At 60.4% G+C, this 15,258-nt stretch carries 6 protein-coding genes and 2 rRNA genes; all 8 read left to right on the top strand.

Annotated elements, in window-relative coordinates; all coding sequences use genetic code 11:
- Nucleotides 1-131: 131 nt before the first annotated feature.
- The 8 genes from C4J83_RS25670 (at nucleotide 132) to yfiB (ending at nucleotide 15,123) form a co-directional block, all read left to right on the top strand.
- Nucleotides 132-3,023: ribosomal RNA gene (locus C4J83_RS25670) — 23S ribosomal RNA — on the top strand.
- A gap of 168 nt (nucleotides 3,024-3,191) precedes the next feature.
- Nucleotides 3,192-3,307, top strand: a 5S ribosomal RNA gene (gene rrf, locus C4J83_RS25665).
- Between the two features lie 166 nt (nucleotides 3,308-3,473).
- Nucleotides 3,474-6,923 (top strand): exodeoxyribonuclease V subunit gamma, encoded by a 3,450-nt coding sequence (gene recC / locus C4J83_RS25660; protein ID WP_124418475.1) that lies wholly within the window; start codon nucleotides 3,474-3,476, stop codon nucleotides 6,921-6,923.
- Nucleotides 6,920-10,594: an exodeoxyribonuclease V subunit beta gene (recB, locus tag C4J83_RS25655; RefSeq protein WP_124418474.1), complete on the top strand. Its 3,675-nt coding sequence runs from the start codon at nucleotides 6,920-6,922 to the stop codon at nucleotides 10,592-10,594. The genes recC and recB overlap by 4 nt, the downstream gene beginning before the upstream one ends.
- Nucleotides 10,591-12,660: an exodeoxyribonuclease V subunit alpha gene (recD, locus tag C4J83_RS25650; protein ID WP_124418473.1), complete on the top strand. Its 2,070-nt coding sequence runs from the start codon at nucleotides 10,591-10,593 to the stop codon at nucleotides 12,658-12,660. Before recB ends, recD begins: the two co-directional genes overlap by 4 nt.
- Nucleotides 12,661-12,801: 141 nt before the next feature.
- Entirely contained in the window at nucleotides 12,802-13,368 is a 567-nt protein-coding gene (gene yfiR, locus C4J83_RS25645) for a regulatory sequestration protein YfiR (protein ID WP_106578168.1), read from the top strand.
- Nucleotides 13,365-14,627 (top strand): diguanylate cyclase DgcN/YfiN, encoded by a 1,263-nt coding sequence (gene dgcN / locus C4J83_RS25640; protein WP_124418472.1) that lies wholly within the window; start codon nucleotides 13,365-13,367, stop codon nucleotides 14,625-14,627. Before yfiR ends, dgcN begins: the two co-directional genes overlap by 4 nt.
- A gap of 4 nt (nucleotides 14,628-14,631) precedes the next feature.
- Nucleotides 14,632-15,123: an outer membrane lipoprotein YfiB gene (gene yfiB, locus C4J83_RS25635; protein WP_106578170.1), complete on the top strand. Its 492-nt coding sequence runs from the start codon at nucleotides 14,632-14,634 to the stop codon at nucleotides 15,121-15,123.
- Nucleotides 15,124-15,258 lie beyond the last annotated feature (135 nt).

Below are 15,258 nucleotides of genomic sequence, written 5' to 3'. Positions count from 1 at the left end.
TAGACTGAACGTTACTTTCACTGGTAACGGATCAGGCTAAGGTAAAATTTGTGAGTTACTCGTAATTGAGTATTATCGAATTTTCGGCGAATGTTGTCTTCACAGTATAACCAGATTGCTTGGGGTTATATGGTCAAGTGAAGAAGCGCATACGGTGGATGCCTTGGCAGTCAGAGGCGATGAAAGACGTGGTAGCCTGCGAAAAGCTTCGGGGAGTCGGCAAACAGACTTTGATCCGGAGATGTCTGAATGGGGGAACCCAGCCATCATAAGATGGTTACCTTACACTGAATACATAGGTGTAAGGGGCGAACCAGGGGAACTGAAACATCTAAGTACCCTGAGGAAAAGAAATCAACCGAGATTCCCTTAGTAGTGGCGAGCGAACGGGGACTAGCCCTTAAGTGGCTTTGAGATTAGCGGAACGCTCTGGAAAGTGCGGCCATAGTGGGTGATAGCCCTGTACGCGAAAATCTCTTAGTCATGAAATCGAGTAGGACGGAGCACGAGAAACTTTGTCTGAATATGGGGGGACCATCCTCCAAGGCTAAATACTACTGACTGACCGATAGTGAACTAGTACCGTGAGGGAAAGGCGAAAAGAACCCCGGAGAGGGGAGTGAAATAGATCCTGAAACCGTATGCGTACAAGCAGTGGGAGCAGACTTTGTTCTGTGACTGCGTACCTTTTGTATAATGGGTCAGCGACTTATTTTCAGTGGCGAGCTTAACCGAATAGGGGAGGCGTAGCGAAAGCGAGTCTTAATAGGGCGTCTAGTCGCTGGGAATAGACCCGAAACCGGGCGATCTATCCATGGGCAGGTTGAAGGTTGGGTAACACTAACTGGAGGACCGAACCGACTACCGTTGAAAAGTTAGCGGATGACCTGTGGATCGGAGTGAAAGGCTAATCAAGCTCGGAGATAGCTGGTTCTCCTCGAAAGCTATTTAGGTAGCGCCTCATGTATCACTGTAGGGGGTAGAGCACTGTTTCGGCTAGGGGGTCATCCCGACTTACCAAACCGATGCAAACTCCGAATACCTACAAGTGCCGAGCATGGGAGACACACGGCGGGTGCTAACGTCCGTCGTGAAAAGGGAAACAACCCAGACCGTCAGCTAAGGTCCCAAAGTTATGGTTAAGTGGGAAACGATGTGGGAAGGCTTAGACAGCTAGGAGGTTGGCTTAGAAGCAGCCACCCTTTAAAGAAAGCGTAATAGCTCACTAGTCGAGTCGGCCTGCGCGGAAGATGTAACGGGGCTCAAACCATACACCGAAGCTACGGGTATCACGTAAGTGATGCGGTAGAGGAGCGTTCTGTAAGCCTGTGAAGGTGAGTTGAGAAGCTTGCTGGAGGTATCAGAAGTGCGAATGCTGACATGAGTAACGACAATGGGTGTGAAAAACACCCACGCCGAAAGACCAAGGTTTCCTGCGCAACGTTAATCGACGCAGGGTTAGTCGGTCCCTAAGGCGAGGCTGAAAAGCGTAGTCGATGGAAAACAGGTTAATATTCCTGTACTTCTGGTTATTGCGATGGAGGGACGGAGAAGGCTAGGCCAGCTTGGCGTTGGTTGTCCAAGTTTAAGGTGGTAGGCTGGAATCTTAGGTAAATCCGGGATTCTAAGGCCGAGAGCTGATGACGAGTTAACTTTTAGTTAACGAAGTGGTTGATGCCATGCTTCCAAGAAAAGCTTCTAAGCTTCAGGTAACCAGGAACCGTACCCCAAACCGACACAGGTGGTTGGGTAGAGAATACCAAGGCGCTTGAGAGAACTCGGGTGAAGGAACTAGGCAAAATGGCACCGTAACTTCGGGAGAAGGTGCGCCGGTGAGGGTGAAGGACTTGCTCCGTAAGCTCATGCCGGTCGAAGATACCAGGCCGCTGCGACTGTTTATTAAAAACACAGCACTCTGCAAACACGAAAGTGGACGTATAGGGTGTGACGCCTGCCCGGTGCCGGAAGGTTAATTGATGGGGTTAGCTAACGCGAAGCTCTTGATCGAAGCCCCGGTAAACGGCGGCCGTAACTATAACGGTCCTAAGGTAGCGAAATTCCTTGTCGGGTAAGTTCCGACCTGCACGAATGGCGTAACGATGGCGGCGCTGTCTCCACCCGAGACTCAGTGAAATTGAAATCGCTGTGAAGATGCAGTGTATCCGCGGCTAGACGGAAAGACCCCGTGAACCTTTACTATAGCTTTGCACTGGACTTTGAATTTGCTTGTGTAGGATAGGTGGGAGGCTTTGAAGCGTGGACGCCAGTCTGCGTGGAGCCAACCTTGAAATACCACCCTGGCAACTTTGAGGTTCTAACTCAGGTCCGTTATCCGGATCGAGGACAGTGTATGGTGGGTAGTTTGACTGGGGCGGTCTCCTCCTAAAGAGTAACGGAGGAGTACGAAGGTGCGCTCAGACCGGTCGGAAATCGGTCGTAGAGTATAAAGGCAAAAGCGCGCTTGACTGCGAGACAGACACGTCGAGCAGGTACGAAAGTAGGTCTTAGTGATCCGGTGGTTCTGTATGGAAGGGCCATCGCTCAACGGATAAAAGGTACTCCGGGGATAACAGGCTGATACCGCCCAAGAGTTCATATCGACGGCGGTGTTTGGCACCTCGATGTCGGCTCATCACATCCTGGGGCTGAAGCCGGTCCCAAGGGTATGGCTGTTCGCCATTTAAAGTGGTACGCGAGCTGGGTTTAGAACGTCGTGAGACAGTTCGGTCCCTATCTGCCGTGGACGTTTGAGATTTGAGAGGGGCTGCTCCTAGTACGAGAGGACCGGAGTGGACGAACCTCTGGTGTTCCGGTTGTCACGCCAGTGGCATTGCCGGGTAGCTATGTTCGGAATAGATAACCGCTGAAAGCATCTAAGCGGGAAACTAGCCTCAAGATGAGATCTCACTGGAACCTTGAGTTCCCTGAAGGGCCGTCGAAGACTACGACGTTGATAGGTTGGGTGTGTAAGCGCTGTGAGGCGTTGAGCTAACCAATACTAATTGCCCGTGAGGCTTGACCATATAACACCCAAGCAATTTGCATGCTCTGCGCTAAAAAGCGAAGAGACCAGATTGCGGTGTGTGAAGACGAAATGAACCGAAAGTTCGAATCTCACAAAACACCGAAAGCTATCACATACCCAATTTACTGAAGCGAGGCCACATGGTCACGACTCAGTACCCGAATTTCTTGACGACCATAGAGCATTGGAACCACCTGATCCCATCCCGAACTCAGCAGTGAAACGATGCATCGCCGATGGTAGTGTGGGGTTTCCCCATGTGAGAGTAGGTCATCGTCAAGATTAAATTCCAAAGCCCCTGTTTGCTAACGCAAACAGGGGCTTTGTTTTGGGCGGTCGAAAACATTCCGGTCATCACCGTTTCAGTCGGCTTGCCTCACTTGCAGCCTGCGGCGGCCTTCAATGCTAAAGTCGCTGCCTCGATTTTGCTTTTCCCAAGGAAGCCGTTATGCCGGATGCGACGTCCCTCAGCGCTGGATTCATGGTGGTTCACGGCAACCGCCTGGACGAGCTGCGCAGCCTGGTGGTCAGCTGGATGCGCCGCTATCCGCTCGCGCCCTTGGAAAACGAAATCGCTCTGGTACAAAGCAACGGCATCGCCCAATGGCTCAAGTTAGCCCTGGCCGAAGACCCAGAAGACGACGACATGGGGGGCTGCGGCATCGCTGCGGCAATCGACGTGCAACTGCCCGGCAGCTTCATGTGGCAGCTCTATCGCATGGTCCTGGGCCGTGACGAAATCCCGCCCAAGTCCCTGCTCGATAAAGCGCCTCTGACATGGCGCCTGATGCGCCTGCTCCCTGAACTCATCGATCAACCGCACTTCGAGCCGTTGCAGCGCTTCCTTACTCACGACACTGACCTGCGCAAACGCTATCAACTGGCTGAACGCCTGGCCGACCTGTTCGACCAATACCAGGTCTACCGTGCCGACTGGCTGGAAGACTGGGCTGCTGGCCGCCACCAATTGCGTAACGGGCGAGGCGAATCCAAGCCCCTTAATCCCGCAAACTGCTGGCAGGCCGAATTGTGGCGTGCGTTGCTGATCGACGTCGGTGAGGAGGGGATGGCCGAAAGCCGAGCCGGTGTGCACCAGCGCTTTATTGAACGCATCAATACCCTTGAACAGGCGCCCGCAGGCTTACCATCCCGAGTGATTGTTTTCGGCATTTCCTCATTGCCTGCGCAAGCCCTTGAGGCGCTCGCCGGCTTAGCGAGGTTCAGCCAAGTCCTGCTCTGCGTGCACAACCCTTGCCGTCATCACTGGTCCGACATCGTTGCCGACAAGGACCTGCTGCGTAATGAATACAAACGCCAAGCGCGCAAAGTCGGCATGCCGGTCACCATCGATCCGCAAACCCTGCACCAGCACGCACACCCGCTGCTGGCCGCTTGGGGCAAACAGGGCCGTGACTACATCAGCCTGCTGGACAGTTACGACGACCCCAACAGCTACCGCGCCGCCTTCCGTGATGGCCGCATCGACCTGTTCAGTGACAGCGAGCCCACCACGCTGCTCAACCAGTTGCAGGATGACATCCTCGAACTGCGCCCACTCAACGAAACGCGCGAGCTATGGCCGGCCGTCGATCTAAATAACGACAGCTCCATCCGCTTCCACATCGCCCACAGCGCCCAACGCGAAGTGGAAATTCTCCACGACCAATTGCTCCAACGTTTCAGTGCCGACCCGACGCTGCGCCCGCGCGACATCATCGTCATGGTCCCTGACGTTGACAGCTACGCGCCGCACATTCGCGCCGTGTTTGGCCAACTTGAGCGAAGCGACCCACGCTTCATTCCCTTCACCCTTACCGACCAAGGCCAGCGTGGCCGCGACCCTCTGCTGATCGCCGTGGAACACCTGCTCAAACTCCCGGACAGCCGCTTCCCGGTCAGCGAAATCCTCGACCTGCTCGACGTCCCCGCCTTGCGCGAACGTTTTGCCATCAAGGAGCGTGACCTGCCTACGTTGCACCGCTGGATCGAGGGGGCGGGCATCCGTTGGGGCCTCAACGCCGAGCAACGCGCGGGCCTCGGCTTGCCGCATGAGCTGGAACAAAACAGCTGGCGATTTGGCCTGCGCCGCATGCTGTTGGGTTACGCCGTCGGCACCGGCGTCGCCTGCGACGGCATTGAGCCCTACGATGAAATCGGCGGCCTCGACGCGGCCCTGATCGGCCCGTTGGTCTCCTTGCTCGATGCGCTAAACGACGCCCATCAGGCCTTGTCTCAACCGGCAGCGCCCCATGAGTGGGGTGAACGCCTGCAACGCCTGATGCAACTCTTCTTCCTGCCCAGCAGCGAACACGACGACTACCTCTTAGGCCAACTCGAACAACTGAGAGAGGACTGGCTGGAAACCTGCGAGTCCGTCGGCCTGCAGGACGAGTTACCCCTCACTGTAGTCCGCGAGGCTTGGTTGGCCGGCCTGGACCAGGGCCGTCTGTCCCAGCGCTTCCTCGCCGGAGCTGTCAATTTTTGCACCCTGATGCCCATGCGCGCCATCCCGTTCAAACTCGTTTGCCTGCTCGGCATGAACGACGGGGATTACCCGCGCGCGCAACCGCCGTTGGACTTCGACCTGATGGGCAGCGACTACCGCCCCGGCGACCGTTCACGCCGCGAGGACGATCGCTACCTGCTGCTCGAAGCCCTGCTGTCCGCCCGCGACCAGCTCTACATCAGTTGGGTCGGCCGCAGCATCCGCGACAACAGCGACCGGCCGGCCTCGGTACTGATCGGCCAACTGCGTGACCATATCGCCAGCGGCTGGCACAACGCAGACCAGCAAGAATTGCTCGAAGCAATGACCCAGGAACACCCGCTCCAACCCTTCAGTGCGCGCTATTTCCATGAAGGCGATGCGCTCTTCAGTTACGCCCGCGAGTGGCAGTTGCTCCACGAGGCACCCGAGGTTCCAGTTAAAGAACACGAACTGGCAGAGCACCAACAGGAAGAACCTCTGAGCCTCGGCCAGTTGCAGGATTTCCTGCGCAACCCCGTCAAACACTTCTTCAGTCAACGTCTGAAAGTGTTCTTCGAAGCCGCCGAAGTACCGCTCGCGGATGAAGAGCCCTTCGTACTCGACGCGCTGCAACGCTACAGCCTCAGCGACAGCCTGCTGAACGCCGCACTGACCCAGCCCGATCATGTGGATCAAGCACTCAACGCCCAGGCCCTGCGCCTGCAAGGCAGCGGCCTGCTGCCCATGGTGGGTTTCGGCGAGTGCCTGCGTAACGAACTGATCGAGCCGCTGCCCGATTTGCTGCAACGCTACCGCCACTTATTGGCACTTTGGCCCACACCACAAACCACCGCCGAGCCGATCAGTTTTGAGCATCAAGGCATCCAGTTGGAAGGCTGGATCAGCGGCCTGCACCGACGCAGCGATGGCGGCTTGCTCAGCGTGACCACCATCCCCAACAGCATCGGTTCGATCAAGACGCGTAAGTGGCACCGTCTGATTCGCCCCTGGGTCAATCATGTGGTGGCGTGCGCCTGCGGCCTGCCACTCAGCACCGGTTTGGTGGCGAGTGACGACACCTTGTTACTCGCCCCGCTGGATCAATCCAATGCTCGGGAAATCCTTGGCAACGTGCTGCTGGCCTGGCACACCGGCATGCGCAAGCCGCTCCCGGTAGCCGTTAAAACCGCCTTCGCCTGGCTCGGCCAAACCGATCCCGCCAAAGCTCTGGCCGCCGCAAGCAAAGCCTATGAAGGCGATGGCCTGACCACCGACGGTGAGCGCCGCGAAACCCCTGCACTCACCCGCCAATTCCCCGACTTCGCCACGCTCATCGCCAGCGAAGAGTTCGAAGGCTGGGCCGAAACCCTGTATCGCCCATTGCTCAATGCACCCTGGCGATCGCTCAACAGTGAGGAGGCCAGCGCATGATGGGTAAACCTTTAGCCCTGGCCTTCCCGCTAAAAGGCAGCCAACTGATCGAAGCCAGCGCCGGCACCGGCAAGACCTTCACTATTTCCGCGCTGTACCTGCGCCTGGTGCTTGGCCATGGCGGCGACGAAGCCGGCTTCGGCCGCGAGTTACTGCCGCCGCAAATTCTGGTGGTGACCTTCACCGATGCCGCCACCAAAGAGCTGCGCGAACGCATCCGCGTTCGGCTGGCGGAAGCCGCACGTTTCTTCCGCGACGAAATCGAGCAACCGGACGCATTGATCGCCGACCTGCGCGACCAATACCTCTCCGAGCAATGGCCCGCCTGCGCCAATCGCCTGGACATCGCCGCGCAATGGATGGACGAGGCCGCCGTCTCGACCATCCACAGTTGGTGCCAGCGCATGCTGCGCGAGCATGCGTTCGACAGTGGCAGCCTGTTCACCCAAACCCTGGAAACCGACCACAGCGACCTGCTCGGCGAAGTGCTGCGTGACTACTGGCGGCTGTTTTGCTACCCGATGCACGACGACGCACTCAACTGGGTGCGCAAAAACTGGAGCGGCCCCGCCGCCCTGATGCCCCGCGTACGTGCGCTGTTCGGCAGCGAACGGCCCACTGGTGAAAGCCGTGAGCCCGCCGAGCTGATCAACGCGTGCCTGCAAGAGCGCCGCGAAGCCTTGGTAAGTCTCAAGGCGCCGTGGCAACAATGGGCCGCCGAACTGCGTGATATCTGCCTGCAAGCCGTGGCCGCGAAAGCCGTCGACGGCCGCAAGATGCAGGCGCGTTACTTCGAGCCCTGGTTTGAAAAAATCAGTGCCTGGGCGGCTGACGAAACCCTCGAACAACTGGACATCGGCACCGGCTTCACGCGCCTGACGCCCGACGGCATGGCCGAAGCCTGGAAGGGCGAGCCGCCCAATCACCCTGGTATCGACGCCATGGCCACTCTCAAAGCCAGCCTCGATGCCTTGCCAACACCCGACGCCGCGGTGCTGCAACACGCCGCCGGCTGGGTGGGTAAACGCTTCGAAGAAGAAAAACGCCGTCGCGCCGAAATGGGCTTCGACGACATGCTGATCCGTCTCAACGCTGCCCTGCAGGCCGACGGTGGCGAACGTCTTGCCAGTGTGATCCGCGAGCAATTCCCGGTCGCCTTGATCGACGAATTCCAGGACACCGACCCGGTGCAATACAGCATCTTCGACAGCATCTACCGCATCGAAGAAAACCACCTCGACAGCGGCCTGTTCCTGATCGGCGACCCCAAGCAGGCGATCTATGCCTTCCGCGGCGCCGACATCTACACCTACCTGCGCGCCCGTCAGTCCACCACTGGCCGTCACCACACACTGGGCACCAACTTCCGCTCCAGCCACGCAATGGTCGAGGCGGTGAACCACGTGTTCCAGCGCGCCGAAAGCGGCCGGGGGGCTTTCCTGTTCCGCGAGCCGAATGGCGACAACCCGGTGCCGTTCCACTCGGTGCTGTCCCAGGGCCGCAGGGAGCAACTGCAAGTGGATGGCCACACGTTGCCGGCAATGAACCTCTGGCACCTGCCCACCGATCAGCCGATTTCCAACGCGGTGTATCGCCAGCAACTGGCGGCTGCCTGCGCCACCCAAATCGTCGCGTTGCTCAATGGCGGGCAGCAAGGTACCGCCGGTTTCCTACACGCGGACGCCAGCTTCAACGGCGTCCTTCCGTCAGACATCGCCATCCTGGTACGTGACGGCAAGGAAGCCCAAGCCGTGCGCGCCGAGTTGGCCGCTCGGGGCGTGCGCAGCGTGTACCTGTCTGACAAAGACTCGGTCTTCGCCGCCCAGGAAGCCCACGACCTGCTCGCCTGGCTCAAGGCCTGCGCAGAGCCCGACGTCGAGCGCCCGCTGCGTGCCGCGCTGGCCTGTGTGACCTTGAACCTGTCACTGCCGGAACTGGAGCGTCTGAATCAGGACGAACTGGCGTGGGAAACCCGCGTGATGCAGTTCCGTGGCTACCGCGCGATCTGGCGCACCCAAGGCGTGCTACCGATGCTGCGGCGCCTGCTACATGATTTCAAACTGCCGCAAACCCTGATCGCCCGCAGCGATGGCGAACGCGTGCTGACCAACCTGTTGCACCTCAGCGAGTTGCTGCAGCAGGCCGCGTCAGAGCTGGACGGCGAGCAAGCGCTGATCCGTCATCTGGCCGAACACTTGGCCCTCTCTGGTCAGGCCGGTGAGGAGCAGATTCTGCGCCTGGAAAGCGATGAGCAATTGGTCAAGGTAGTGACCATCCATAAATCCAAAGGCCTGGAGTACGACCTGGTCTTCCTGCCGTTCATCTGTTCGGCCAAGCCCGTGGATGGCAGCCGCCTGCCGCTGCATTACCACGACGAACAGGGCAAATCGCAAGTCAGCCTGCGGCCCACCGCCGAATTGATTGCCCAGGCCGATGATGAGCGCCTCGCCGAAGACCTGCGTTTGTTCTACGTGGCGCTCACACGGGCCAAACATGCGTGCTGGCTGGGCATTGCCGATCTCAAGCGTGGCAATAACAGCAGCTCGGTCCTGCACCTGTCCGCGCTGGGCTATTTGCTCGGCGCCGGTGCGTCGCTGGGCGAGTCTGCCGGCCTGGCGCGCTGGCTGCTGGATTTGCAGCAAGGCTGCGCCGCGATCCACTACGGCCATGTCCCGGACGCGCAAGACACGCTGTTTCACCCGCCGCGCAACGCAGCCACGTTGCTCGCGCCGTTGCTGCCCAAGCGCAAGGCCGCCGAAAACTGGTGGATCGCCTCTTACAGCGCATTGCGCATCGGCGACAGCATGAGCGCCGCGCCCCTCGAAGCACCGGAGAGCCCACAAGCCCAGAAGCTGTTTGACGACGAGCGTCTCGACCCCGACGCACCGCGTGAAGTGGCGGCGTCTGGTGGCGACATACACCGTTTCCCACGCGGACCAAACCCCGGCACCTTCCTTCATGGCTTGTTGGAATGGGCGGGCGAAGAGGGTTTCAACGTCACCCCCGAAGCCATCGAAAAAGCCGTGGGCGCGCGCTGTAACCGGCGCAATTGGGAAGGCTGGATCGTCACCCTCAGCGCTTGGCTCGGCCACCTGCTGCAAACGCCGCTGCCGGTGGATAACGATCAGCTAACCCTGAGCAGCCTGCAGCAGTATCAGATCGAGATGGAGTTCTGGTTCGCCAGCCACAAAGTCGACGTGCTGGCCCTCGATAAACTGGTGTGCCAGTACACCCACAACGGCGTGTCCCGCGTCGCCGCCGAACCGGTGCTGCTCAACGGCATGTTCAAAGGCTTTATCGACCTGACCTTCGAACACGACGGCCGCTACTACGTGGCTGACTACAAATCCAATTGGCTCGGCCCTGACGATTCGGCCTACACCTTAGAGGCCATGGAACACTCGATCCTCGAGCATCGGTACGACCTGCAATACGTGCTTTACCTGCTGGCCCTGCACCGCCAGCTGAAGGCGCGCCTGCCGGATTATGACTACGACCGCCACGTCGGCGGTGCGCTTTACGTGTTCCTGCGCGGCACCGAGTCGGTGAGCAAAGGCGCGTATTTCACCCGGCCGCCACGTGAACTGATCGAAGGCTTGGACGCGTTGTTCCAGGGCAAACCCATACCGCCCAAGGTTGAGCCCGCCTGGGAACAAGGAGTGCTGCTATGAGCCTGTCGCCGTTACCGCTTGAAGCGCTGATGCCGCTCAACCGCGCCGCCGACCTGCTGCAACTGCTCGAACGCTGGGTTGACCGAGGCTGGCTGCGCGCGTTGGACAAGGCTTTTGTGGGCTTCCTGCACGAACTCGATCCGCAGGCCGACCCTCTGGTGTTGCTGGCCGCGGCCTTAACCAGCCACCAATTGGGCCATGGCCATGTGTGCCTCGACCTGTTCGAAACCCTCAAAGCGCCGGATTTCGCCCTGTCGCTGCCGCCCGAAGGCGACCTGCAAACCGGCGCGATGCTGCTGCCGTCGCAGCTGCTCGACGGCCTCGACGGCGCCCACTGGTGTCACGCGCTGGCCGCCAGCCAATTGGTCGCCCTGGCGGTTGATGGCAGCGAAGCCGCGCAGAGCCGCCCATTGGTCTTGTCCGGCAAACGCCTTTACCTGCGCCGCTACTGGACGTACGAACGGCGCATCGACACAGCCTTGCGCCTGCGCCTGGCCACCCAGGAAGACATCGGCGCCGATTTGCCGCAACGCCTCGACAGCCTCTTCAACCAACCGCCGCCCGACGGCGTGATCGACTGGCAAAAGCTTGCCTGCGCCTTGGCCACGCGCGGAGCTTTCAGCATCGTCACCGGCGGCCCCGGCACCGGCAAGACCACCACCGTGGTGCGCCTGCTCGCGCTGTTGCAGGCGCCGGCCGTGGAAGCCGGCAGCCCGTTGCGCATCCGTCTGGCTGCGCCCACCGGCAAAGCTGCCGCGCGCCTCACCGAATCCATCAGCCAGCAAGTGCAGTCGTTGACCGTGCCCGACAGCGTGCGGGAAAAAATCCCGACAGAGGTCACCACTGTCCACCGTTTGTTGGGCAGTCGCCCGGGCACGCGGCACTTCCGCCATCACCTGGGCAACCCGTTGCCGCTGGACGTGCTGGTGGTGGACGAAGCCTCGATGATCGACCTGGAAATGATGGCCAACTTGCTGGACGCCTTGCCGCCCCACGCACGCTTGGTATTGCTGGGCGACAAGGACCAGCTTGCCTCGGTCGAGGCCGGCGCCGTACTGGGCGATTTATGCCGCGACGCCGAAGCCGGCTGGTACAGCCCCGACACGCGCCAATGGCTGCAAGCGGTCAGTGGCGAAGACCTCAGCGCCAGTGGCCTTCACGAAGACCTCGACGCCAGCCATCCGCTGGCCCAGCAAGTGGTGATGCTGCGCTATTCGCGACGTTTTGGTGAAGGCAGCGGCATCGGCCAATTGGCACGTTGGGTCAATCAGCAAAACGCCGAAGAGGCGCGCCAACTGCTCGCCGCGCGCAGCCACGATGACCTGTTCTGCCTCAGCCTCAAGGGCGAGCATGACCACGCCCTCGAGCGGCTGATATTGGACGGGCAGGGCGGCGACGCCCAAGGCTATCGTTATTACCTTAACTTGCTGCAAAGCGCACGCCCGGCCCTCGACACCTCGCGCGAAGACCTTGCCTGGACGCACTGGGCGCAGCAACTGCTGCAAGCCTTCGACGCCTTCCAGTTGCTCTGCGCTGTGCGCAAAGGCCCGTGGGGCGTAGAAGGGCTGAACCTGCGCATCACCGCGGCCTTGCGCAAAGTGCGGCTGATCGAAGGGGACGAGCAATGGTACGAAGGCCGCCCGGTGCTGATGACCCGCAACGATTACGGCCTGGGCTTGATGAACGGCGACATCGGCATCGCGCTCAAACTGCCCGAAAGCGATGGCGGCCCCCACGTGCTGCGCGTGGCCTTCCCACGTAACGATGGCCAGGGCGGCGTGCGCTTCGTACTGCCCAGCCGTCTGAACGATGTGGAAACCGTGTACGCCATGACCGTGCACAAGTCCCAGGGCTCGGAATTTACTCACACCGCGCTGATCCTGCCGGATGCGCTGAACCCGGTGCTGACCAAAGAACTGATCTACACCGGTATCACCCGCGCCAAACGCTGGTTCAGCCTGATCGAACCGCGTGGCGGCGTGTTTGAAGAGGCCGTGCGGCGTAAGGTCAAGCGCTTGAGTGGGTTGATGCTGGAATTGGACGTAACGGCTGTAAAAACTGACTGATTGGTCATGAAATATTTCTGATTCAGTCGTCTGAATTTTCTGGAAAAATAGCGGACTCCGCGAAGGCCCGGCTTCGCGGGGCCTTCCGCCGCTGTGCTATCGTTGCGGCATCACCCTGAAAAACCTGAAGAGAATCGCTGCATGAACGTGGCTGTCTCGCCCACAGAGCGCAGTTTGAGCTGGAGACGCATGTTACTGGTGGCACTTCTGTGCGTGCTCGCCCCGCGAGCATTTGCCCAGGCCCCCGGCCCGGCAGACCAGCGCGCCCAGGCGGTGACGCAAGTGGTGCTCGGCATCCTCAGCTATGCACGCTGGCCGGTCGAGCCTGCGCAACTGCGCTTGTGCATCGTCGGGCCCACCCAATACACCGATGACCTGGTCAAGGGCACTACCCAGGCGACCGGTCGTCCGGTGGTGGTGCAGCGTTTGCTCGCCGATCATCCTGATATCGTCAGTGCCTGCGACGCCGTGTACATCGGCAAACTCAGCGCCGATGAACGCTCGCGGTTGTTTACCTCACTGATCGGCCACCCGGTGCTGAGCATCAGCGAAGGCGGCGACCAATGCACCGTGGGCAGCCTGTTCTGCCTGCGCGTGGGCGATGAGCAGGTGTCATTTGAGGTCAACCTGGACTCCGTCGCCCGCAGCGGCGTGCGCATTCACCCCAGCGTGTTGCAGTTGTCCCGCCGTCGAGCGCCTGCGTCATGAGAACCCCGAAAGCGCGGCCGACCTTGCGCTCGGTCATCGGTCGTGGGCATTTGATCCTGGCGTTGGTGGCCGTGACCCTGGCCAGTGTGTCCTTGACCCTGCTCGGCGTGCTGGCGCTGCGCGTGTATGCCGAGCACAACCTGCACCTGATCGCGCGGTCGATCAATTACACCGTGGAAGCGGCGGTGGTGTTCAACGACAGCGCCGCCGCCACTGAAGCACTGAGCCTGATTGCCTCCACCGAAGAAGTGGCCCAGGCCGAAGTCTTCGATGCCAGCGGCAAGCTGCTGGCGCAATGGGTGCGGCCGGAAACCGGCATGCTGTCCCAGGTCGAACTGGCACTGGCGCATGCCTTGCTCGAACAGCCCATCAGCCAGCCGATCCTGCACCAGGGGCAAACCGTGGGCAGCATTCACGTGGTCGGCCACGGCGGTAGCCTGCTGCGCTTCCTGCTCAGCGGCCTGGCCGGCATCGTGATTTGCACCGCCCTCAGCGCCTGGGTGGCGTTGTACTTGGCGCGGCGCCTGCTGCAGGGCATCACCAAACCGTTGCAAAGCCTGGCCGCGGTGGCCCACGCCGCCCGTAGCGAGCGAGACTTTGACCGACGCGTGCCACCGGCGCAGATCGCCGAGCTCGACAGCCTGGGCAGCGACTTCAACGCCCTGCTCGGCGAGATGGAAGCCTGGCAGAGCCACCTGCAAAGTGAAAACGAAACCCTGGCTCACCAGGCCAGCCACGACAGCCTGACCGGCTTGCCCAACCGCGCGTATTTCGAAGGCCGGCTGATCCGCGCGTTGCGCAGCGCCGCCAAGGTCAATGAACGGGTCGCCGTGTTGTTTCTCGACAGCGACCGTTTCAAAGACATCAATGACAACTTCGGCCACGCCGCCGGCGATGCAGTGCTGGTGGCCGTCGCCGAGCGGGTGCGCGCGCAGTTGCGTGAAGATGACCTGGTGGCGCGCCTGGGCGGTGATGAGTTCGCGGTGCTGCTGGCGCCATTGCATAAAGCGGAGGATGCCCAGCGTATTGCCGACAAGATCATTGCCAGCATGGACACGCCGATCCCGGTGCCCGGCAACACCGAGGTGTTGACCTCCCTCAGTATCGGCATTGCCATCTACCCCGATCATGGCGCCACTCCCGGCACCTTGCTCAATGCCGCCGATGCGGCGATGTACCAGGCCAAACGCTTGTCCCAGGGCGGCCAGCAAACGGCGGATTCGGAGCCCACCGCCGCAAACGTTATCCACAGGAGTTGATCCCTTGTTCTCGACCGCGCGTTTCATGTTTATCACGTTACTGGTGGCATTCCTTGCCCTCGGCGGGTGCCAGACGGCCCCACCCAAAGGCCTGACACCGGCGCAAATTGCAGTCCTCAAACAGCAGGGTTTTGAACTGACTGACGAAGGTTGGGCGTTTGGCCTGTCGGGCAAAGTGCTGTTTGGCAGCGACGTTGAAAGCCTCAACAAAGCCAGCACCGATATCGTTGAACGCATCGGCAAAGCCCTGTTGGGCGCCGGCATCGAACGCGTGCGCGTCGACGGCCACACCGACGCCTCAGGCAAAGAAACCTACAACCAGCAACTGTCCCTGCGCCGCGCCAAAAGCGTGGGCAACGTGTTGACCGGTGTGGGCATGAAGGAAGAAAACATCCAGCTGCGCGGCTTGGGCAGCAGCGAGCCGGTGGCACCGAACACCACCGTAGCGGGCCGCACCGAAAACCGGCGCGTGTCGATTGTAGTGATCGCGGACTGAGCGGGTTCACCCCTCTCAATCTGAAATGCCATCAAACTGTGGGAGCGGGCTTGCCGGCGATAGCGGTGTATCAGCAGCAATTAAGCTGACTGACCCACCGCCATCGCCGGCAAGCCAGCTCCCACACTGATTTGT

The sequence above is a fragment of the Pseudomonas sp. LBUM920 genome, assembly GCF_003852315.1.
In the GTDB taxonomy this organism is placed as follows: domain Bacteria; phylum Pseudomonadota; class Gammaproteobacteria; order Pseudomonadales; family Pseudomonadaceae; genus Aquipseudomonas.
Note: the sequence above shows the minus strand (reverse complement) of the source record. Positions and strands in the feature narration are given on the sequence as shown.